Here is a 22492-nt window from a genome sequence, read left to right on the forward strand (position 1 = left end):
CAACATGATGCAGATATGTTGCATTTCGGGTAGCCTTCGAACATGACGAACACCACGCCACTGCAGCGAGCGTTGTCGAACACGGTGCAGCGGCGACCGGAGCCGCTTGATGCTTTCCGGCTGGCGAAACGAAAGTTCTTGCGCGGGGAGCGACTCGATGTCGGCCAGCTCGCGACCGAGCTGGCGGTCAACCGGGTCACGCTCTATCGCTGGGTCGGCAGCCGCGACGAACTGCTGGTGGAGATCATCTGGTCGCTGACCGACGCCACCCTGCGCGACGAATGGGAGCGGATTCGGGATCTGCCCGGGGCGCGCGTGCCCGCGCTGCTTGCCGCTTACCTCAGGTCGATCCTGATGCAGCCGGGAGCCCGCAAGTTCGCGCTGGAAGAAAACGAGCGCGCGATGAAGCTGCTCACTCTGGCGAGCAATGGGTTTCAGCCGCGGCTTGTGCGCGCTGTCGCGGACTATCTCGCCCGTGACCTGGAGGAGCAGCGCATTACGACAACACTGACGCTCGACGAACTCGCCTATGCGAGTGTGCGAGTCGCCGAGTCGTTCCACTATCTGCCGACGATCGTCGGTGCGCCGCCGGATCCCGACGGCGCCGAGCGCGTGCTGCGAGCGCTCCTGCACGGTCGTGAACAGTGAGCACTCATGGCCGAAGGCCACCTGCCGTCCAGGCCGGGAGGTGGCCTTCGGTGTGCGCTGTCAGTCGCGGAAGGGGTAGCGGCTGTCGAGGGCGAGGTTCAGTTCGACCACGTTGACGCGGGGTTCGCCGAGAAAGCCGAAGGTGCGGCCGTCGGTGTTCGCCTCGACGAGCTCACGCACTTGATCTGCGGAGATGTTGCGGGCGTTAGCGATTCGTGCCACTTGAATGTCCGCGAACCGGGGGGAGATGTGCGGGTCGAGGCCGCTGCCGCTGGCCGTTATCGCGTCGGAGGGTACCGGGGTGCCCGTGGTGGCGTCACCGTAGATCGGAACGATCCGGCCGATCGAGTAGTCCTCAGCCGGCACGGCGCATTCGACCCGAACGCCCTTGTAGGTGGCCAGGAACGGCGCCGCCGGGCATGCCTGGTTGACGCTGACGACCTGCACCGGATGCGAGACATCACCGTCGGCATCGCGCGGGCCGATCACCGAGAGCACCGCGCCCACACCATCTTTCGTGCAGAACGGGCGGCCGCCGTCGATCCCCTCACGATCGCCGACTGCCTTGCTGCGTGAGCACACCGTGGACAGCAGACTCGGCTTTACCTTCGCTGGATCGGCGTCCAGTGTGTCCACGATGCTCTCGGGACCGAGGTTCGACGCCGCGGTGGCAGTCGGGTCGTACCCGTCACCGGCCGCCGAAGGGCGGCTCTGGAAGTACTGCACCAGCGCGTTGCCGTCGGTGTCGGTGAACGATTGCCCGATCAGGCTGGAGGCGACCACGGTGCCGTCGGAGGAGATCAGTGAGCCTTCCGCGTTGTCGCTCAGGCCGGGCAGCTGGGCGATCGCGAAAACAGCGAGCGGATAGACGATTCCGGTGATCGCGGTCAGCACGAGCAGCGCACGCACTCCGGCCAGATGCTGCCGAATCCAAGTTGACATACGCATATCAGGACATCCCGGGGAGGAGTTGGACGAGGAGGTCGATGAGCTTGATACCGATGAACGGCGCGACGATGCCGCCGAGGCCATAGATGGTCAGGTTGCGGCTCAACAGTTTCGACGCGTTGGTCGGCGTGTAGTTCACGCCGCGCAGCGCCAACGGAATCAACGCGATGATGACGAGCGCGTTGAAGATGACCGCCGACAGGATCGCCGACTGCGGGCTGGCCAGCCGCATAATGTTCAGGGCGTCGAGGCCGGGGAACAGCACGATGAACAGCGCGGGCAGGATCGCGAAGTACTTGGCGATGTCATTGGCGATGGAAAACGTGGTCAGCGCACCACGGGTGATGAGCAGCTGCTTGCCGATCTCCACGATCTCGATGAGCTTGGTCGGGTCTGAATCCAGATCGACCATGTTGCCTGCTTCTTTGGCCGCCGACGTGCCGGTGTTCATGGCGACGCCCACATCGGCCTGCGCCAGCGCCGGGGCGTCGTTGGTGCCGTCACCGGTCATCGCGACCAGCCTGCCGCCGTCCTGCTCCTTCTTGATCAGCGCCAGCTTGTCTTCCGGTGTGGCTTCGGCGAGGAAGTCGTCCACACCCGCTTCGTCGGCAATCGCCTTGGCGGTCAACGGGTTGTCACCGGTGATCATGACGGTGCGAATGCCCATTCTGCGCATCTCGTCGAACCGCTCGCGCATGCCCTGCTTGACGACATCCTTGAGATGGATCACCCCGAGCAGTCGGGCCTTGCCGTCGGTGGCCTCGCCGACGACCAGCGGCGTGCCACCGGAGGCGGAGACGCCGTCGACGATCACACCGATCTCGTGGGGTACCACCCCGCCTTGTGCGCGAACCCATTCGACGACCGCGCTGGCCGCGCCCTTGCGTAGCTGGTGTCCATCGGACAGGTTCACACCCGACATGCGGGTCTGCGCGGTGAATTCCACCCAGGTCGCGCCGGTCAGCTCGCCGGGGGTGCGCTCGCGTTTGTTGAACGCCTGCTTGGCGTAGACGACGATGGAGCGGCCCTCGGGGGTCTCGTCGGCGAGGCTGGAAAGCTGGGCGGCATTGGCCAATTCGTCGTCCGGAATGCCCGGCATCGGAACGAACTCCGAGGCCTGCCGGTTGCCGAGCGTGATGGTGCCGGTCTTGTCCAGCAGCAGGGTGTTGACGTCGCCCGCGGCCTCTACCGCGCGGCCCGACATGGCCAGCACATTGCGCTGGACCAGCCGGTCCATGCCCGCGATGCCGATGGCCGACAGCAGTGCGCCGATGGTGGTCGGGATCAGGCAGACCAGCAGTGAGACCATGACGATTCCGGCGATGCCGTGCCCATCCAGTGCCGAGGTATCCGGTACCCCCGGATTGTTCGCTTTGGCGAAGATCGCCAGCGGCTGCAGGGTGACCACCCCGAACACGAAGATGATCGTGAGCGAGGCGAGCAGGATGTTCAGCGCGATCTCGTTCGGCGTCTTCTGCCGGCTGGCGCCCTCGACGAGGGCGATCATCTTGTCGATGAAGCTCGCGCCGGGCTCCTGGGTGATCTTCACGACGATCCGGTCCGACAGCACCGTGGTGCCGCCGGTCACCGCCGAGCGGTCGCCGCCGGATTCCCGGATGACCGGGGCGGATTCGCCGGTAATGGCCGACTCGTCCACGGAGGCAATGCCTTCCACGACGTCGCCGTCGCCGGGGATGATCTGGCCCGCCTCGACGACTACGTAGTCGCCGCGCTGCAGCTCGGGTGCGCCGACCTTCGTTTCGACCACGCGGCCGCCCGGGGACCAATCGACAAGACGTCGAGCAATGGTGTCGGTCTTCGCTTTGCGAAGCGTGTCGGCCTGCGCCTTGCCACGCCCCTCGGCGACCGCCTCGGCGAGATTGGCGAAGATCACGGTGAGCCACAGCCACACCACGATCGCCCAGGCGAAGAAAGTCGGGTCGGCGATCGCGAGCACGGTCGACCAGACGGCGCCGATCTCGACGATGAACATCACCGGGTTTTTCCACATGGTGCGTGGGTCCAGCTTGCGGGCCGCGTCCGGCAGGGAGGTCAGCAGCATCTTGGGGTCGAGCGCGCCGCGCGCGACACGACCACTCTGTGGTTCGATCTGCCTCTTCGAGTGCTCGGACACGGCCGCGGAGTCTGTCGATTCCATAGTGGGTCTGGTCATTTCAGTGGATTCCTTCAGCGAGCGGCCCGAGTGCGAGCGCGGGCAGGAAGGTGAGCGCGACCAGGATCACGGTCACGCCGACGACCATGCCGACGAACTGCGGGCGGTGTGTCGGGAGCGTGCCGATCGACTCGGGGGTGGTGCCCTGCCTGGCGAGTGAACCGGCCAGTGCCAGGACGAAGATGATCGGCAGGAACCGGCCGAAAACCATCGCGAGGCCGAGGGCGGTGTTGTACCACTCGGTGTTGCCGCTCAGACCGGCGAACGCCGAACCGTTATTGTTGGCCGCGGAGGTGAAGGCATACAACACCTCCGAGAGCCCGTGCGGCCCGGTGTTGGCCATGCCGGCGCGCTGACCGGGCATAGTCATCGCCACCGCTGTCCCTACCAGCACGATCAGCGGGCTGATCAAGAAATACGAAGCGGCGAGCTTGATTTCGCGCGGCGTGATCTTCTTGCCGAGGTACTCCGGTGTGCGACCCACCATCAGACCGGCGACGAAGACGGTGACGACCGCGAGGATGAGCATGCCGTAGAGACCGGAGCCGGTACCGCCGGGCGCGACCTCACCCAGCTGCATGTTGAACATCGTCATCATGCCGCCGAGGCTGGTGTAGGAGTCGTGGAACGAGTCGACCGCTCCGGTGGAGGTCAGCGTCGTCGCGGACGCGAAGGTCGCGGAATCGGCCACGCCGAAACGGGTTTCGACGCCTTCCAGCGATGCGCCGACCGCGGTCGGCACAGTGCCGTGGTGGGCCAGCTGGAAGATGTTCTGCAGCACCGTGCTGATCAGCGCGATGGTGCCCATCACTGCGACGATGGCGTAGCCCTGCTTTGTGCTGCCCACCATGCGTCCGAAGGTGCGCGGCAGCGAGAAGCTGATGATCAAGATCAGGAAGATCTCCACCCAGTTCGTCCAGGTGGTCGGGTTCTCGAACGGGTGCGCGGAGTTGGCGTTGTAGAAACCGCCACCGTTGGTGCCGAGCTCCTTGATGACCTCCTGGCTGGCCACCGGGCCGCCGGTGATGGTCTGCTCGGTGCCGTTGAGTGTGTGCGCGACCTGATCGTGCAGGTGGAAGTTCTGGATCACGCCACCCGCGACCAGCACGATCGCGAAGACGAAGGCGATCGGCAGCAGAATGCGGATGGTACCCCTCACCAAGTCCACCCAGAAGTTGCCGAGATCGCCGGTGTGCCTGCGGGCGAAGCCGCGGACCAGTGCGACCGCCACGGCCATACCGACGGCGGCGGAGACGAAGTTCTGGACCGCGAGACCGGCCATCTGCACCAGGTGTCCCTGGGTCGATTCACCGGAGTAGTTCTGCCAGTTCGTGTTCGTCACGAAGCTGATCGCGGTATTCCAGGCCAGTGCCGGCGTCATCTCCGTGCCGGGAGCGTTCAGGTGCAATGGCAGCTTGCCCTGGATCAGCTGGAAGAAGAACAGGAACACCACACTCACCGCGGAGAACGCCAGCACACTTCTGGCATACACACCCCAGGTCTGCTCGACCTCGGGCTGGACGCCGATCGCCCGGTAGATGACGCGCTCCGCGCGTGAGTGCTTCTTGTTGTCGTAGACCCGGAACATGTAGTCGCCGAGCGGTACGTGAACCAAGGCAAGCGCGATGATCAGGGATGCCGCGAACGCGATCGCGGCGGTAGTCGTGTTCACCTAGAACCTCTCGGGGAAAAGCAGCGCCGCGACCATGTACCCCGCGACGAGGACGGCCAGGATCAGACCGATCAGATTCGCGATCACAGTTTTTCCACCCCCCGCTGGATCAGGCCCAGCAGCGCGAAGATCGCCACGGTGAGCACCGTGAACACCACGACAGACATCTTTTACAACCTCCATTGGCGCCCCTTCATGGAGCGCGACAGGCTGAGTCAAGCGGCCATTTGATCTGGTGCCGAGCTTCCTTACGGGTCCTTAGCGCCGTGTCGATGAGCATTGACGCTTCGTTTACGGGGCGGGTGCCCCGCAGGTGAAAGGATGCCGTCAAGGTGGGAGGACAACCCGTCAACACACCGTAAAGATCCAGTTCATCGCGCGATAGCGAGGTAGAAACGACAACACCGGCCAAGCGGACCAATCCAGCGCAACCGGTTTCTGTTCCGGTTGTGGAGAGGACTGCTCATGTCGGCTGTCGCGGTCGCGGTGATCGTCGGATTCGTGTGTTGCGTGTTGGCCATTCGCGCGCTGGCGACGGCGAACGAGCGCGAAGCCCGCTCATGGGAAAACGACCTGGCGACGAGCCGGTTACGGGTTACCGGTGGTATGCCGTCACGCGCGATGATGGACGAGTGAAACGCGGCCAACTGCGCATCTACCTCGGTGCGGCACCGGGCGTCGGCAAAACCTTCGCCATGCTCGGTGAGGCGCACCGACGGCTCGAACGCGGCCGCGATGTGGTCGCTGCGGTAGTCGAGACCCACGGTCGGGCCAAAACCGCTGAATTGCTGGCCGGGATCGAGCGGATACCGCCCAAGATGATCGAGTATCGCGGGTCGAGCTTCCCGGAACTCGACGCCGAGGCGGTGCTGCGCAGGCATCCCGCAGTGGTGCTGGTCGACGAATTGGCGCACACCAACGCGCCGGGCAGCAAGCACGAAAAGCGCTGGCAGGACATCGAGGAGTTGCTCGATGCCGGCATGGACGTCATCTCGACGGTCAATGTTCAGCACCTGGAGAGCCTCAACGATGTGGTCGAACAGATCACCGGCATCCAGCAGCGCGAAACGGTGCCCGATGCGGTCGTGCGGGGCGCAGACCAGGTCGAACTTGTCGATATCACGCCAGAGGCACTGCGGCGCAGACTGTCTCACGGCAACGTCTACGCCGCGGAGAAGGTGGACGCGGCGTTGCGCAATTACTTCCGCCCCGGCAACCTCACCGCACTGCGTGAGCTCGCGCTGCTGTGGCTCGCCGACCAGGTCGACTCGGCGCTCGCGAAGTACCGCGCCGATCACAAGATCACCGAGTTGTGGGAGGCACGCGAACGTGTCGTCGTCGCGGTGACCGGTGGTCCGGAGTCGGAGACCGTGGTGCGCAGGGCCAGTCGTATTGCCACCAAGTCCAGCGCCGAACTCGTGCTCGTGCACGTCGTGCGCGGCGACGGGTTGGTGGGGGTTTCGACCGAGCGGATGGCACGGTTGCGCGAGCTTGCCGCCAGTCTCGACGCGAGTCTGCACACCGTGACCGGTGACAATGTGCCGACGGCACTGCTGGAATTCGCGCGCGAAGTGAACGCGACCCAGTTGGTGCTCGGTACCTCCCGGCGTTCGCGGTGGGCGCGCATCTTCGACGAAGGTATCGGTTCGGCGGTGGTGCAGCAGTCGGGTCGGATCGATGTGCACATGGTGACGCACGAGGAGGCCAATCGTGGCCTGCGCTGGCGCTCGTTCTGGCCGCGTCAACCGGTCCTCGCCTGGCTTGCCGCGGTGCTGGTGCCCGGCATCGTGTGCGGGGTCAGCGCCGTGTTCCTCGACGGCCTGCTCGAGCTGGGTGGTCTGAGCGCGATGTTCTTCATCGGCGTCGTCGCGGTCGCGCTGTTGGGGGGCGTTGTCCCCGCGGCATTTTCGGCGCTGTTCTCCGGATTGCTGTTGAACTGGTTCTTCGCCGATCCGCGCTACAGCCTCACCATCGCCGAACCCGACAGCTTCGTCACTGTGGTGGTGCTGCTCATCGTCGCCGTCGCGGTGGCGGCACTGGTCGATGTGGCGGCGAAGCGAACCCGGCAGGCGCGTAAGGCTTCCCGGCAGGCCCAGCTGCTGACGATGTTCGCAGGCGCGGTGCTGCACGGCGCGGATCTGCCCAACCTGCTCGAGCAGGTCCGGGAAACCTACGGCCTGCGTGCGGTCAGCATGGTCTGCGGCAGCCAGGTGATCGCCGCGGTCGGCGTCGACCCGCCGCAGCGGGTTGCCGATGCCGAGACCGCGATCGAGGCGGGCGACACCACCAGTTGGTTGCTACTCGCAGGCCGAACGCTCGACTCGGGCGATCGGCCGGTGCTCCACGCGGTCGCCAACCAGGCCGCGGGATTGGTCCGCCAGTCCCGGCTCGCCGAGGAGGCGAGTGCGTCGGCGGCGCTGCTGGAGGCCGATCGATTGCGGCGAGCGCTGTTGTCCGCGGTCAGCCACGATCTGCGCACGCCGCTGGCCGGGGCCAAAGCCGCCGTCTCCAGCCTGCGCAGTGACGACATCGAGTTCTCTCCGGAGGACACCACCGAATTGCTGGAAACCATCGAGGAATCGGTAGACCAGCTGACCGCGCTGGTCGGCAATCTGCTCGACTCATCGCGACTGGCGGTCGGTGTGATCACCCCGCAAATGCGGCGGGTGTACATGGATGAGGTGGCGCATCGGGCGCTGGTGAGCGTCGGGATGGGGACGCGCGGGTTGCGGCGCGCAGCGATGGATCGGGTGAAGGTGGAGGTCGGTGAGGTTTCGGTGCTGGCGGACGGCGGGCTGCTGGAACGGGTCCTCGCCAATCTGATCGATAACGCGCTGCGCCATTCGCCGCGCGACACCCCCGTGCGAGTGACCGCGGAAAACACCGGTGACCGTGTCTCGATCGCGGTGATCGACGCCGGTCCCGGGGTGCCTGCGGGTACCGAGGAGCAGCTGTTCGAACCGTTCCAGCGACTCGGCGATCGGGACAACACCACCGGTGTCGGCCTCGGCCTTTCGGTGGTACGAGGATTCGTGGAGGCCATGGGCGGCACGGTGCACGCCGAACCGACGCCGGGTGGCGGGTTGACAATGCTCGTCGACTTACCTGCCGACGACACCGGTGGGCCGCAGGCCGACGCCGCGTCTGCCGGGCACACCACGGTCGAACGCTCGGATTCCCGGTCCGCCGAACCGCCCTCGACGCCCGGGCCGAGCGCGTTCGCCGACCGAACAGGGGCCGGGCGATCTGCGGAGGCCGACTCGACATCGGAGGTCGCTGTGCCGAGCCACGATGCCGTGCGGGCCGAACCGACGATGAATGTCGGCTCGGGCATGCGTGCCGATCCGGCGACCGACGATGGCGGGCCGGGTGGTCCGCCCGCTGACCGGAATCCGGATCACCGACTTGCGACACGTATCGATGTGCCTGCCGATGAGAGCGATGCCGGGAGCCGATGATGACAGCGAACGTAATCGATGGTGGCACTGTGGTCGACGGTGGCGCCGCAGCCCCCACGACACAGGAAGCCGCAATGACCGACAAGAAGCAGCAACCACCCGCGACCAGGGTGCTGGTGGTCGACGACGAACCGCAGATCGTGCGTGCGTTGCGGATCAACCTGTCGGTGCGCGGATACGAGGTGATCACGGCGCCGACGGGTGCGGCGGCCTTGCGTGCGGCGGCCGACAAACATCCCGATGTGGTGATCCTGGATCTCGGGTTGCCGGATATGGACGGTATCGAGGTGCTCGCGGGTCTGCGCGGCTGGACCCAGACGCCGGTGATCGTGCTGTCGGCGCGCACCGATTCGGCGGACAAGGTGGAGGCGCTGGACGCGGGCGCTGACGATTACGTCACCAAGCCGTTCGGGATGGATGAGCTGCTGGCCAGGCTGCGCGCCGCCGTTCGACGCGGCGCCACCGACGGTGAAGCGGGCGACCCGGTGGTGGTGACATCCTCGTTCACCGTCGACCTCGCCGCCAAGAAGGTCACCAAGAACGGCGAGACCGTGCACCTCACGCCCACCGAATGGGGCATGCTCGAAATGCTCGTCCGCAATCGCGGCAAACTCGTCGGCCGCAAGGAGCTGCTGCGCGAGGTCTGGGGTCCGTCCTACGCCACCGAAACCCATTACCTTCGTGTCTATTTGGCGCAGCTGCGCCGCAAATTGGAAGTGGACCCCTCGCACCCCAAGCATCTGCTGACCGAAGCGGGCATGGGCTACCGGTTCCAGGAGTAGCCCCCGCTTCGACAGACACGGCATCCTTCTGCGGGGCCGCACCCGACGCCTGGGGAAGGATGCGCGTTCGGGTCGGGGCTGTGTCCTGCGTCGCGCACCCGGAGTGCGAATCCGCATATTTTCGGGTGGCCGCCGCCGGGCCTGATCCCGACACAAAGACGCCGCAGCGTGGTGTGAGTGGCGCGCGGGGTGGAATGCGGGCGGGTGCCGCGGCGTTGCCAGGCGTGCTCCGTTTCCGACGAGGATGGCAGGATCGAAACCATGTCTGAGCAGACCGTTGCACCCGCGCCCCAGATCACCGCACCGACCGCGCCCGGGGAGACCGCCCTGTGGGTCGAGCGCACCGGGACCCGGGCCTACACCGGCCGTAGCTCGCGCGGGGCCGAGGTGTTGATCGCCTCACAGGGTGTGCCCGGCGCTTTTACGCCTGGCGAGTTGTTGAAGATCGCCTTGGCTGCTTGCTCGGGTCTGAGTGCGGACTTCCCGCTCTCTCGCAAGCTCGGCGACAACTTCGACGCGACCATTCGGGTCTCCGGTGACGCCGATCGCGAGAATGAGGTGTATCCGCAACTGGACGAGGTCTTCGAACTCGACCTCAGCGAGCTCGACGAGCAGGCCCGTGAGCGACTGCTGGTGACCGTGCAGCGCGCCATCGACAAAGTGTGCACGGTCGGCCGGACGTTGAAGGCAGGCACCAAGGTGACGTTGTCCTTCGACGTCGAGGGGTGAGCGCGCCGGGCCCTCGGTGTCCGGTCAGGCTATTGCGGGTCGACTATCGGTATCGTCCGGTGCGGGTATCCCGACAGCTGCTGGAGGCAGGATGAGATTCGATCGGGCAATGCGGATCCGCGCCCGCCGGGTTCGGATGGCTGGCCTGGCTGTCGCACGGACACCTGAGGTCCGATGAGCGAAACATCGCACATCGACGCAGCGTCCGAGGTCGCCCGGCTCAGCGCCTGGGTGCACGGCTGGGTGCAGGGTGTCGGATTCCGCTGGTGGACTCGGGCGCGCGCGTTGGAACTCGGTCTGGTCGGGCACGCGACCAATGCCCGCGACGGCAGAGTGCACGTGGTGGCCCAGGGGTCGCGACGCGACTGCGTGCGGCTGCTCGATTTGCTGCGTTCCGGCCATACGCCTGGCCGGGTGGATCTCGTTGTGGAAAGCTGGGACGCCCCGCGGGGCGATTTGACCGGATTCGAGGAGCGTTGAGTGGTGCGAGCGGCGACCAAGGGGAGTGATCGTTGAATACGCAGGATCCGGGCAGCGGACACCGCGGCGACCGGCCTGCTTCCGGTGACCCCGATACGCCCGCGCCCACCCCACCGGCGACACCGGATTCCACTCATCCACCCGCTGATTCCGAATCTTCGCGTGGATCCAGATCGCAGACACCGGGTACGTCTGGATCGCAGCCGGACACCGCAGCGAGCGCCGAGCCCGAGCCGCAGCCTCCGACGCTAGCCGAGTATACGCCGCCACCACCGGAAACAGCTGTGCCGCAATGGGATTCACCGACGATCGCGGAGTATTCAGGCCCCGACCCCGCCGCTGCGACCCCCCCGCCGGGATCGGATTCCGGAGCTCAGGAAGCGGGTTCGCCCTCGCCCGGACACCCGTCGGCCGGCCAGGAGCAGCGCCGATTCTCGACACCGCCGCGGCCGGGCAGCATTCAGCGGCAGGAGTCGGGTGTCACTCAGCCGCGTCCGCCGACGGTGGCCGAGGCACGCGCGCGAGACAAGGCGCGCAAGCGGGCCGAGGAACAGCAGCGTGCTGCCGCGGTCGCCGAGGAGGCAAAGAAGCGCACACGCAAGCGGATACTGATCGGCGGTGTCGCGATTGTCGGTGTCGCGGGGCTGGTCGGTGGTGGGTATCTCGCCTACCGTGCGCTCACCAAGCCCGACCAGGTGACCGCGTACTGCACCCAGATCGACCAGAACGGTAAAGAAGTCGTCGTCGACGATGATCTCTGCGACAAAGCATCGGCCAGTTCCAGCGGCGGCCACGGTGGCCTCAACGGCATTTTCATCTACAACGGCAGCCAGTACCGGTACTACTACGGCGGCAACAACACGGTCGGCAAGCCGCCGACGGGTGGCACCACCATTACGCCGAAGGGCGCCGACATCAAGACCAAGAGCGGCACCAGCATTCAGCGCGGCGGCCTCGGTAGCAGCAGCAAGAGCGGGAGCGGATCGTAATGCGGCGCGTGCGCGGTACCCCACGGCAGGGCTGGCGGCAGATCACCGAGGAGCAGGGATTGGTCTACGGCTCGCCGGGGCGCGATGCCAGTGGCCAGCCTCGGCCCTACTGGGACGAATCGGTGCACTACGAGTTCGAGATGTCGGAGATCCTCGCGCTGGAGGCCGATGTCGAGTTGCTGCATTCGATGTGCCTGAACGCGGTCGAGCACATTGTGCTCACCGAGCGGTTCAAGGATTTCGGTCTGCCCGAATGGAGTTGGGGTCCGATCGCCGAATCCTGGCGGCGCAGCGACCCGCACGTCTACGGCCGCTTCGACCTGCGCTATGACGCGCGACGTCCGGCAAAACTGCTGGAGTACAACGCCGATACACCGACCTCACTATTGGAGGCGGCGATTGTGCAGTGGCACTGGCTGACCGCGCTGTACCCAGGTGGCGACCAGTGGAACTCCTTGCACGAGAAACTCGTCGAGCGCTGGACCGAGTTGCGTGACACCCTGCCGTCACCGCAACTGCATTTCACCTGGTCCTCCGCGGACGCCACCGGTGAGGACAATGTCACCACGGCCTATATGCAGGAGACTGCCGCGGAGGCCGGATTCGACACCATCGCACTGCCGATCGAGGAGATCGGGGTCGATACCGACCTCGACCGGTTCGTGGATCTGGCCGAGGCTCCGATCGATGCGATCTTCAAGCTCTACCCGTGGGAGTGGGTGCTCGACGACGATTTCGGCAAGCGCGTCGTCGAGAGCCTGCCGCAGACCATGTGGATCGAGCCGCTGTGGAAGACGTTGCTCAGCAATAAGGCGATCCTCGCCGTGCTGTGGGAGATGTACCCCGGTCACCCGAACCTGTTGCCCGCCTACCTCGATCAGCCCAACGAGCTCACCGAATACATCCGCAAACCGAAGCTCGGCCGCGAGGGCGCGAATATGACGATCGTCGGCGCCGGCCTGGAGACGGCCACCGGTGGTGTCTACGGTGAAGAGGGCTTCGTCTACCAATTGCTCGACCCGCTACCGGAATTCGACGATATGCGTCCGGTGCTCGGCGCGTGGATCGTCGGTGACACCGCGGCGGGGCTCGGCATCCGCGAAACCGCCGGTCTCATTACCGACGACGGGTCGGCGTTCGTCCCGCACCGCATCATCAGCTGACCATTCACTTCACCTCGGAAGGACCATGATGACCGCAGTCGCCCTCGAATCGGGGTACTGGAACTCGCTCGGCGAGGGCGTAGGGGCGATCATCCTCTATGCCATTGTCGGGCTGGCCCTCATGCTCGTCGGCTTCTACGCCATCGACCTGACCACCCCCGGAAAACTGCGCAGGCTGGTGGCCGAGGGCAAGCCCAACGCCATCATCGTCACCGCCGCAGGCATGGTCAGCATGGCCCTCATCGTGGTTCTGGCCACCTACGCCTCGGCAGGCAAACTGTCCGAGGGCCTGATCGCCGCCCTGGTCTACGGCCTCGTCGGCATCATCGCCCAGGTCATCTCGGTCCGCGTCATCGAACGAGCTCTCGGTATCGACATCGGTGCCGCCCTGCACGCCGACACCTACACCACCGAGGTTCTCGTGGTAGCCGCCGCGCACTTCGCTCTCGGCCTGGTCGTCGCTTTCGCCATCCTTTAGCCGACAAGTGGCACACCGAGGAAGGGTCTTCTCGGCCCTGCCTACCGCCTGTGCCACTCGTCGGACTTCTCTTACGAGACCTGGCTGCCGCCGGCGTCCCAGTAGCGACCGCGGAGGTCGCGTTTGAGGATTTTGCCCGCACCGGACATAGGGAGGGTGTCGGCGAATTCGATGCTGCGGGGGATTTTGTAGCTGGCGATCAGTTGTTTGCAGTGGATGGTGAGTTCGTCGGGAGTTGTTTGTCGGTCGGGTAGGAGGACGACGACCGCGTGGACGCGTTCGCCCCATTGGTCGTCGGGGATGCCGATGACCGCGCAGGTCGCGACGGCAGGGTGCTTGGCCAGCGCGTTCTCGACCTCGATGCTGTAGACGTTCTCGCCGCCGGTGATGATCATGTCCTTGAGGCGGTCGACAACGGAGATGTAGCCGTTGTCGTCCATGCGCCCGCCATCGCCGGTGTGCATCCAGCCGTCGCGGATCGCTTCGGCGGTGGCTTCCGGCTTGTTCCAGTAGCCGAGCATTACGTTGGCGCCCTTGACGACAACCTCACCGACAGTGCCGCGGGGAACCTCGTTGTCGTCGGCGTCCACGATCCGGACCTCCACGTGCGGCGCGGCGCGACCCGTTGTTTTGGCCAGCACCGGATCGTTGTGGTCGGCGGGGGAGAGCAGGGTCGCGATCGGCGACAACTCGGTCATGCCGTAGGCCTGGGTGAACCCGGCGGCGGGGAAGGTCTTGCGCGCCTTGGCGAGGACCGATTCGGAGATCGGGGAAGCACCGTAGACGAGGTGCTCGACGCTGCTGAGGTCGGCATCCGCCGCTGCGGGGTCGTCGACAAGCATCTGGATCATCGTCGGCACCAGCAGTCCATCGGTGACCTGGTGCTCCGAGATGGCCTGCAGCACACCGGCGGGCGTGAACATCGGGACGATGACATGCGTCGAGCCCGCCAAGTTGCCGCACCCCCAGACCGCGAAGTCGGCGAGGTGGAACATGGGAGCGGCGTGCAGTAATCGACCGCCGATGGAGATGACATGGTTGGTGGCGAGCGAGCCGAGCGCCGAGGTGACGACGTTGGCGTGACTCAGCATGACGCCCTTGGGGAAGCCGGTCGTCCCGCCGGTGTAGAAGACGCCGAGCAGTTCCTCACCACCGACCCGAACATCTTCTACCGGATCGCTTTCGGTGATCAGCGTCTCGTAATCGAGGGTTCCCGCCGGTTGCTCGCCGTCGCCGATGAAGATCACTGTGCGCAACTGCGGGAACTCCGCCAGGATCGGCCCGATCGCCTGCGCGAACGCGTCGTCGACCAGCAGCACTCTGGTGTCCGAATCGCGCAGTGAGTACACGACTTCCGCGGGGCTCCAGCGAATATTGACCGGGTTGACCACCGCGCCGAGCCACGGCACCGCGAAGAAGTATTCGTGATAGCGATCGGAGTTCAAGGCCAAGATGGCGACCCGATCGCCCTGTCGCACACCGAGATTGCGGAGCGCACCGGCGAACCGGGCAATGCGGTTGTGGGATTCGGCCACCGTGCGAACCCGATCGCCGAAGATGGTGGCGATCGAATTCGGGCGCTGCTGCATCGCGCGATGCAGCGACTGGGTGAGATACATCGTTTCCTTACTTGCCGATTGCGCGGACCTGGGGCGGCCGCATCCCGGAGCTGGTTAATCAATATTCACTTAGGTGGCGGGAGCCTAACGTGACCCAGGCCACTGGCGCAATAGTCGACGGGGGCTGTCGCGGTGGCATCCGTCTGCCCTGGTGGGCGGTGCTGTGCGCGTCGAAACGGGTCGAATTGCCGCGCCGGGAGCCTGTTGTCATCCTCGTCCCGCACTCTCCTTGACATTCCACATTGGAGGGTGCATTCTGGTGTCACCTTCCACTGTGGAGCGTGGAACTCGTCGTTAGGACCTGGAAATGGAAATCTCACCTGGAACTCGGGCTTCCGACGCGGAGCGTGACAAGGTCGTGAAGCTGCTCAGCAGGCATCTGGCGGACGGCCGCATCGACCTGGTCGAATACGACCAGCGAGTCGCGCGCGTTTACGCCACCGCCACCCGCGACGACCTGCAGTTGGTGCTGTCGGACCTGCCCAAGCTGTCGAAAGAGTCATCGGCTCGGGCCCAGGCGCCTGCCAGGTTCCCGATCTGGCAGCAGATCGAGGGCACCTCGTGGGTCGGGGTCAGTGTGCTCGTTCTGGCCATCTGGGGCGCTATCTCGCTCAGCGTCGGTGAGTTTACCTACCCCTGGCCCATCTGGGTGATCGGCCCATGGGGCGCGGTCCTCGCCTTCCGCATGCTGGCCGGCTTCGAGTCCGGCCGCTTCGGTCGCCGAACCAACTGAGCCATGACAGAACGAGCAGCGAAATCGGCGTGAGAGGAATGGTGGCTCTCCAGGGCGATACCGCCGCCATTCGACTGCGCTCGTTTCCTCACTGTCTCGGGGGTTCGGTTATTACGGGTTGCTGTGCAGCGGGAGGTGCTTTGACCAGCGCCAGATGTCGGGCCATTCTTTGCCGGTGATCTTGCCGAAGGTCTGGATCTCTTTCAGCCGCGCCACCGCTCCGTTGATGGTTGATCGCGCCGGCACTGTCATGATCGAGTACCGCAGCGTCCCTCGCGAACTGGTGCAACGGGCCGATCGCTTTCGTGGTGTAGAGGTGGTTGACAGTCCTGGTGCCCTCGATAACGGCATCGGTTATCCGCGCCATACCGTTGGCAACGGTTCTCCCGATATCAATTGCCATAGCAAGCTGTTACTTCAGCTGTCCGCTTCGAGCAGGGTCGTTTCGACCTCCCAAAAGCGAGAAGCCATCCGCAGTGTCGCTACGTCCCGCGGCGCGTGTCGGGCGGTTCGTTACGACGTCGGTGCGCGGATGCGGGTTGGCGCGGTCGCGCCGATTCGTTCGGTCGATCGGTCTGCGTCGGCTTCTCCCACGTCCTGCTCGGTGGTTGATGGCCGCCGCGCGATGGCAATGCTCGACTGCGACTCACCGGTGGCGGCTGGTTGTCGTGCGTCGATGACCAACGTTCGCGATGGGTTTGTGCGGGCGGTTTGTGCGGGGGCTGCGAAACCTCGTGACGCGAGGGCGCGGTCGGGGCGCGGTGTGACCTTGCCGGTTTATCGCGCAGCGACGGTGTTTGTTTGCTGTGGTGCGACGTCGGTGGTCGGTCACGGTGCGATGCCGATGGCTTGCCGCGGTGCGCTGATTGCTGACGAGGCAGCGAAATAGGTTGGGGCAGATCGCATTCGATCACCGGTAGTTTCCGGGTGGGGTGGGCCGGGTCGACGCCCTTCTCGCGGTAGCGGGCCGGAATGTCGTGGTGGCGCAGCCAGGCTCCCGGGTCGTGGCGGCCGTGGCGATCGAGGTCGGGGATGGTGTCCTCCAGCAAGGCGATGAGATCGCCGCCGCGGCCGCCGCGGCCGCCGAGCGCGGCGCGGATGGCGGGGAAGGATGTAGGGCGGAAGGTCCAGGTCCATTCGTATTCCGGATGCGGGCCGCCGAGGTCGTGTCCGTGGAAGACCAGGTTTCCGGAGGTGACGATGCGGGCGGTGACCGCACGGCCCTCGGAGGCGATCCGAAATTCGTGCTTGCCGACGTGGTGGGCCAGCGTGATCTGGAACCATCCCGCGCCGAGACCCGCGATACCGAGTACGGCGGCGATGCCCATTTCCACCCGCCAACTCGTCGATCCGGAGTCCGCGCCGAACTCGCACGCGTAGAGGAAAAGCAGGCTGCCGAGCACCAGCGCGGTGATCCGGGCAAGCCGCAGCGCCACGATGGTTGCGGCCGACGCGGCTGGCATCCTCTGTGCTCCCAAAACAAATATTCCGGCGTGCGATCAGACTGGATCGTATGCGGCGGCCGGGCATCGCGGCAGCTGATGCGGGAACTGTGGACGGCGGCTGTCACCGACAGCGCGAGCCGCCCTGGCGAGCGGTGCCGTTGCCGCGACTGCACCCGGGGAATCGGCAAACTTCGGGCACACCCGAATACCGGATAGGCCGGCGCGACTCGACAGCCTGGGTAGGTCTGCGATTGCCGTATCCGCGTGGTACCCGCCCGCCTACGGGGTAACCGGTCCGCGACGGATACCATGACGGGTCGCTCCGCAGGATTGAGCGGACCCGTCCGAATCTCCGACGAAGGTCCGGCCACCGCACGGAAAGGTCGTCGAACTTGCACCTGAAGAGCCTGACGTTGAAGGGCTTCAAGTCCTTCGCGTCCGCGACGACGCTGCGCTTCGAGCCTGGCATTACCTGTGTGGTCGGCCCGAACGGTTCGGGCAAGTCCAATGTCGTCGACGCGCTCACCTGGGTGATGGGGGAGCAGGGCGCGAAGGCGCTGCGCGGGGGCAAAATGCAGGACGTCATCTTCGCGGGTACCTCCGGCCGCGCGCCGCTCGGCCGCGCCGAGGTGACGCTGACCATCGACAATTCCGACGGTGCGCTGCCGATCGACTACGCCGAGGTGTCCATCACCCGGCGCATGTTCCGCGACGGTGCAGGCGAATACGAGATCAACGGCAGCTCCTGCCGCTTGATGGACGTGCAGGAACTGCTCAGCGACTCCGGTATCGGCCGGGAAATGCACGTGATCGTCGGGCAGGGCCAGCTCTCGGCCATCCTGGAATCGCGCCCCGAGGACCGCCGTGCCTTCATCGAAGAGGCCGCAGGCGTGCTCAAGCACCGCAAGCGCAAGGAGAAGGCGGTCCGCAAGCTGGAGGCGATGCAAGCCAACCTCGCCAGGCTCACCGACCTCACCACCGAACTGCGCCGCCAGCTCAAGCCACTCGGCAGACAGGCCGAGGTGGCGCGGCGCGCGCAGACCGTACAGGCCGATCTGCGCGACGCGCGACTGCGCCTCGCCGCCGACGACTTGGTCACCAGACGCGGTGAGCTGGAAAGTCAGCAGAGCAAAGAGGCTTACGCGCGCGAGCAGCACATCACCGTGCAGACCGAACTCGATGCCGCGAACGCCGCACTGGCGCAGCAGGAATTCCAACTTTCCCGGCTGACGCCGAGTGCCGAGGCCGCTGGTCAGATCTGGTTCCAGCTTTCCGCGCTTGCCGAGCGGGTGAACGCCACCATCCGCATCGCAGGCGATCGGGCCCGTCACCTGGACACCGAAACCCCGGTCGGTACTGGCCGCGACCCTGATCAGCTCGAGGCCGAGGCGCAGCGAGTGGAGGCTGAGGAGGCCGAACTGCGTGAGGCCGTCGAGATCGCGGTCGAGACGTTGGAGGCCGCACGGGACCAGCTCGGCGAACGCGAGCAGGCGGCCAAGGCCGCCGAGCAGGCGCACTTGGCCGCGGTACGGGCCATCGCCGATCGACGCGAGGGTCTGGCCAGGTTGTCCGGACAGGTCGACACCCTGCGGACCAGGACACAGTCGGTGGACGCGGAGATCGCCAGGCTCTCGGTCGCGATCACCGAAGCCAGGTATCGCGGGGATGCCGCGCAGGCCGAATACGACACAGTGCAAGGTGAACTCGGTGAACTCGACGCGGGTGAGGCGGGACTGGACGCGCAGCACGAGCATGCGGTGCAGGCGTTGACGCTGGCCGATCAGCGCGTCGCCGAACTGCGCGAACAAGACCGTGACGCCACCAAGCGGGTCGCCTCGCTCAGTGCCCGCATCGAAGCGCTCGGCATGGGTCTTGCCCGCCGTGACGGCGCTGCCTGGCTGGTCGAGCATCGCGCCGAGGGTCTGCTCGGTCCGTTGTCGGGCCTGATCCGGGTGCACGGCGGATTCGAGGCCGCAGTCGCGGCAACGCTCGGTCCGCTCGCCGATGCGGTCGCGGCCGATACCGGTACCAGTGCGCACGCGGCGGTGCGGGCATTGAAAGAAGCCGACGGCGGTCGCGCCGCGCTGGTATTCGGCGCGACCGATGTCGCGAACGCGCAGCCCGGAGCGCTGCCCAGCGGTGCCTGTTGGCTATCGGAGGTCGTGGACGGCCCGGACACCGTGCGCGGTGCCATCGTGGCATTGACCGCCGGTGTCGCCGTGGTCGACGATCTGTCCGCCGCTGTCGAACTACTGGCGGTTCGGCCGGAGTTGCGGGTGGTTACGCGCGACGGCGACCTCACGGGAACCGGTTGGGTGCTCGGTGGGTCCGACCGTGCGCCGAGCCAGCTGGAGATCCAGGCCGATATCGATGCGGCCAAGGCCGACCTCGTCGCCGCGCAGCGCCGCGCGGAGGAATTGGAAGCCGCGCTGTCCGGCGCGCTCGCCGAACAAACCGATCGCAAGGACGCCGTCGACCACGCGCTGCTCGCGCTGCACGAATCCGATCAAGCCCTGGTAGCGATCTACGACCGACTCGGCAGACTCGGGCAGGTAGCGCGCACCGCCCAGACCGACTTCGAAAAGCTGACCGGCCAGCGCGCCGACACCGAGGCCAGTCGCGAGGAATCGCTTGCCTCGCTCGCCGACCTCGAGACCCGGCTGCGCAACGCCGAACTCGAGCACGCCGACATCGACGCCGACGGCATCGGCGCGGCAGGTACCGAATCCGCTGGTCGCGAGCGCGAGGAAGCCGCCGCCGCGCTGGCCGAGGCCCGCTCGATGGAGGTCGAGGCCCGGCTCGCGGTGCGCACCGCGGAGGAACGCGCGGAATCGGTACGCGGTAAAGCGGATTCGCTGCGGCGGGCGGCCCGTGCCGAGCGCGAGGCCCGCGAACGTGCCGAACGCGCCCACGCGGCACGGCGCAAGGCCGCCGAGGTAGCGGCCGCAGTCGCCGAATCCGGCACCCGTATCGCCGCCGAATTGGAGAGCGTGGTCGCCGAAGCCGCCGCGCGCCGTGACGATCTGGTGAGACGGCGTACCGAATGCGCCGCGCAGGTCGATCAGGTGAAGGAGCGCGCTCGTGCCCTCACGACCCAGCTGGCTCAGCTCACCGACGCGGTGCACCGCGACGAGGTGGCAAAAGCGCAGGCGGCCTTGCGCATCGAACAGATCGAGGCGACCATCGCCGAACAGTTCGGCATCGCGCTGAACGACCTGGTCGCCGAGTACGGCCCCGATGTGCCGACGCCGCCGTCGGATCTGGAGTGGCTGGAATACGAGCAGGCCAAAGAACGCGGCGAGCAGGTCTCCGCCCCCGCGCCCATGCCATACGACCGGCAGACCCAGGAGCGCCGCGCCAAACGCGCGGAGAAGGACCTCAGCACTCTCGGCAAGGTGAATCCTCTTGCGCTCGAAGAGTTCGCGGCCCTGGAGGAGCGCTACAACTTCCTGTCCACACAGCTCGAAGACGTCAAGAGCGCCCGCAAGGATCTGCTCGATGTGGTCGCCGAGGTGGACGCCCGCATCTTGCAGGTCTTCACCGAGGCGTGGGAGGACGTCGAACGCGAATTCGTCGGCGTGTTCGCCAAGCTGTTCCCCGGCGGCGAGGGCAGGCTGCTGCTCACGGATCCTTCGGACATGCTCACCACCGGCATCGAGGTGGAGGCCCGCCCGCCCGGCAAGAAGGTCAAGCGCCTCTCGTTGTTGTCCGGTGGCGAGAAGTCGCTGACTGCGGTCGCCTTGCTGGTGGCCATTTTCCGGGCTCGCCCTTCACCGTTCTATGTGATGGACGAGGTCGAGGCGGCGCTCGACGACACCAATCTGCGCCGGTTGATCGGCTTGTTCGAGCAGCTGCGCGAGAAGAGCCAGCTGATCGTCATCACACACCAGAAGCCCACCATGGAAATCGCCGATGCCCTCTACGGCGTCAGCATGCGCGGCGACGGCATCACCCAGGTGATCAGCCAGCGACTGAGTCGGGAGAACCTGGCGCCGGCGGGCTGAGTCCGAAGAATCGGACAATTGTGTCGTCGATGGGACGTCCGGACAGAAAGCTGCAGTCCTGGGATGTTTTATCGCTATCGTCGTGCCCATGAGCAACAGCCGCGGGTGGGAAACGGGTGGCCTTGCTGCCATCGTCGGGTGCGCCTTGCTGACCGGCTGCAGCTCGGACGATCGGCATGCGGGCCACTCGGCGACGACTTCGTTTGCGCCGGGCACGGCGACATCTGTACTGCCGCAATCGCCTTCGGCAGCGAGCGCTGGTCCGTCGGCCCCGACCTCGAGTGTGCCGATCGGCGAGGTCCCCGGCAACGCGAACGCCGCAACGGCGTTGCAACCGTGGGCGCAGGACCTGGTCGCCGGTGATGTCGGCCGGCTGGTCGGCAAATGTTGGACCATCGATCCGAACAATGCCAGGAATATGTACGCCGACAAGGACGGGATCCTCGCCGCGATCGCGCAACCCGGCATCGACGGCCAGTTCGCGATCATCTGGACGGGGCCGACCGAGACGGTCAGTGTGAAGCGCAGCGAGGTCGCCTCCGGGTACGCGTGCCCGAGGGTGGCGCCGACCGGGTCCGATACCACCCTCAACGAAGGTGACGCCCGCTACACCGTCGAGCGCTACCTGTCCCGATGGATCGGCACGCCGGTGCACGCGGACGATACCGAGGGCAAGTATCCGCTGGTCTGCCCGGGGTCGGTGCAGGCAGCGAACCCGGGAAGGCTCACGGGCACCACCGCATTCGCCGACAACCAGCTGACCTCGAGGTCGACGGGCATTGCCGAGGTCGAGGTATCGGTGCCGGTGACGAATTCGTCCGGCGTCGCCCGGACCACGGTCTTCACACTGAACATCGGTCCGGAGGGCTACTGCATCAGCGACATCAGCGGCTGACCTCCGGCGAGGCCGAGCTGGAGCGCAACCCCGCGATGCACGAAACCTGTTGTCATGTTGATCCTCTCGTTCATCATGCCCCTGTCGTCAGGGCTGACGAAACTGGACGGGTTCCGGCCCACCAGGCAAATCGTGCCCGGTCGCGACCTGCTTGGTGAGCGCGCCCTGCCGTGCCGCTCGAAACGACCGACTCGGTCGGCCGGCGCTCGGGCCGGCACAGCTGGGCTATTGGACCGGGTGTGCCGTTGGGCTGGGTGTGCGGCCGACCCGGATGTG

Annotated in this window: 19 protein-coding genes; 12 read left to right on the plus strand and 7 right to left on the minus strand. The window is 66.2% G+C overall.

The annotated features are described in order from the left end of the window. Positions 1–42: 42 nt before the first annotated feature. Positions 43–648 carry a QsdR family transcriptional regulator gene (locus AB0M74_RS17585; RefSeq protein ID WP_366527300.1) on the plus strand — a complete coding sequence of 202 codons (606 nt, stop codon included), beginning with the start codon at positions 43–45 and terminating at the stop codon, positions 646–648. Between the two features lie 60 nt (positions 649–708). Here AB0M74_RS17585 and AB0M74_RS17590 read toward each other — a convergent pair whose 3' ends face one another. Genes AB0M74_RS17590 through AB0M74_RS17605 form a run of 4 tightly spaced genes read right to left on the minus strand, consistent with a single transcriptional unit; the run spans position 709 to position 5624 of the window. Beyond that, complete coding sequence (locus AB0M74_RS17590) at positions 709–1596, minus strand: potassium-transporting ATPase subunit C (RefSeq protein ID WP_366527301.1); 888 nt, start codon at positions 1594–1596, stop codon at positions 709–711. 1 nt (position 1597) lies between these two features. Continuing rightward, positions 1598–3754: a potassium-transporting ATPase subunit KdpB gene (kdpB, locus tag AB0M74_RS17595; protein ID WP_366527438.1), complete on the minus strand. Its 2157-nt coding sequence runs from the start codon at positions 3752–3754 to the stop codon at positions 1598–1600. Positions 3755–3770: 16 nt separating this feature from the next. Then, positions 3771–5441 (minus strand): potassium-transporting ATPase subunit KdpA, encoded by a 1671-nt coding sequence (gene kdpA / locus AB0M74_RS17600; protein ID WP_366527302.1) that lies wholly within the window; start codon positions 5439–5441, stop codon positions 3771–3773. Further along, positions 5442–5624 (minus strand): potassium-transporting ATPase subunit F, encoded by a 183-nt coding sequence (locus AB0M74_RS17605; protein ID WP_366527303.1) that lies wholly within the window; start codon positions 5622–5624, stop codon positions 5442–5444. It abuts the gene before it with no gap. Positions 5625–5906: 282 nt separating this feature from the next. Here AB0M74_RS17605 and AB0M74_RS17610 point away from each other — a divergent pair, with 282 nt between their 5' ends. The 8 genes from AB0M74_RS17610 to AB0M74_RS17645 all read left to right on the plus strand — a co-directional run bounded on the left by AB0M74_RS17610 (position 5907) and on the right by AB0M74_RS17645 (position 13520). Continuing rightward, entirely contained in the window at positions 5907–6077 is a 171-nt protein-coding gene (locus tag AB0M74_RS17610; RefSeq protein WP_366527304.1) for a hypothetical protein, read from the plus strand. Next, positions 6074–8899 carry a sensor histidine kinase KdpD gene (locus tag AB0M74_RS17615; protein ID WP_366527305.1) on the plus strand — a complete coding sequence of 942 codons (2826 nt, stop codon included), beginning with the start codon at positions 6074–6076 and terminating at the stop codon, positions 8897–8899. Before AB0M74_RS17610 ends, AB0M74_RS17615 begins: the two co-directional genes overlap by 4 nt. A gap of 74 nt (positions 8900–8973) precedes the next feature. Continuing rightward, positions 8974–9681 (plus strand): response regulator, encoded by a 708-nt coding sequence (locus AB0M74_RS17620; protein ID WP_366527306.1) that lies wholly within the window; start codon positions 8974–8976, stop codon positions 9679–9681. A 261-nt stretch (positions 9682–9942) separates the two neighbouring features. Beyond that, positions 9943–10410, plus strand: a complete 468-nt coding sequence (locus AB0M74_RS17625) for an OsmC family protein (protein ID WP_366527307.1) — start codon at positions 9943–9945, stop codon at positions 10408–10410. 174 nt (positions 10411–10584) lie between these two features. After that, the gene (locus tag AB0M74_RS17630; RefSeq protein WP_366527308.1) at positions 10585–10890 is read left to right on the plus strand and encodes an acylphosphatase; all 306 of its coding nucleotides are present in this window, start codon (positions 10585–10587) and stop codon (positions 10888–10890) included. A gap of 284 nt (positions 10891–11174) precedes the next feature. Next, positions 11175–11879, plus strand: a complete 705-nt coding sequence (locus tag AB0M74_RS17635; protein WP_366527309.1) for a hypothetical protein — start codon at positions 11175–11177, stop codon at positions 11877–11879. Then, a complete protein-coding gene (locus AB0M74_RS17640; RefSeq protein ID WP_366527310.1) occupies positions 11879–13042 on the plus strand; it encodes a glutathionylspermidine synthase family protein in 1164 nt (387 codons plus the stop codon). The genes AB0M74_RS17635 and AB0M74_RS17640 overlap by 1 nt, the downstream gene beginning before the upstream one ends. Before the next feature lie 28 nt (positions 13043–13070). Then, entirely contained in the window at positions 13071–13520 is a 450-nt protein-coding gene (locus tag AB0M74_RS17645; RefSeq protein ID WP_366527439.1) for a DUF350 domain-containing protein, read from the plus strand. Positions 13521–13591: 71 nt separating this feature from the next. Here the strand turns inward: AB0M74_RS17645 and AB0M74_RS17650 are convergent, their stop codons facing one another. After that, complete coding sequence (locus AB0M74_RS17650; protein ID WP_366527311.1) at positions 13592–15139, minus strand: long-chain-fatty-acid--CoA ligase; 1548 nt, start codon at positions 15137–15139, stop codon at positions 13592–13594. A gap of 307 nt (positions 15140–15446) precedes the next feature. Here AB0M74_RS17650 and AB0M74_RS17655 point away from each other — a divergent pair, with 307 nt between their 5' ends. Continuing rightward, positions 15447–15872 carry a DUF1707 domain-containing protein gene (locus AB0M74_RS17655; RefSeq protein ID WP_366527312.1) on the plus strand — a complete coding sequence of 142 codons (426 nt, stop codon included), beginning with the start codon at positions 15447–15449 and terminating at the stop codon, positions 15870–15872. Positions 15873–15983: 111 nt separating this feature from the next. Here AB0M74_RS17655 and AB0M74_RS17660 read toward each other — a convergent pair whose 3' ends face one another. Continuing rightward, complete coding sequence (locus AB0M74_RS17660; protein ID WP_366527313.1) at positions 15984–16124, minus strand: hypothetical protein; 141 nt, start codon at positions 16122–16124, stop codon at positions 15984–15986. Between the two features lie 230 nt (positions 16125–16354). Further along, positions 16355–17335 carry a hypothetical protein gene (locus tag AB0M74_RS17665; protein ID WP_366527314.1) on the minus strand — a complete coding sequence of 327 codons (981 nt, stop codon included), beginning with the start codon at positions 17333–17335 and terminating at the stop codon, positions 16355–16357. A 374-nt stretch (positions 17336–17709) separates the two neighbouring features. On the opposite strand from AB0M74_RS17665, the gene smc reads away from it, so the two are divergent. Beyond that, positions 17710–21321, plus strand: a complete 3612-nt coding sequence (gene smc / locus AB0M74_RS17670; protein ID WP_366527315.1) for a chromosome segregation protein SMC — start codon at positions 17710–17712, stop codon at positions 21319–21321. A gap of 88 nt (positions 21322–21409) precedes the next feature. Then, positions 21410–22216: a hypothetical protein gene (locus AB0M74_RS17675; protein WP_366527316.1), complete on the plus strand. Its 807-nt coding sequence runs from the start codon at positions 21410–21412 to the stop codon at positions 22214–22216. Positions 22217–22492: the final 276 nt, after the last annotated feature.

Source organism: Nocardia sp. NPDC051463 (assembly GCF_040681975.1).
Lineage (GTDB): Bacteria > Actinomycetota > Actinomycetes > Mycobacteriales > Mycobacteriaceae > Nocardia.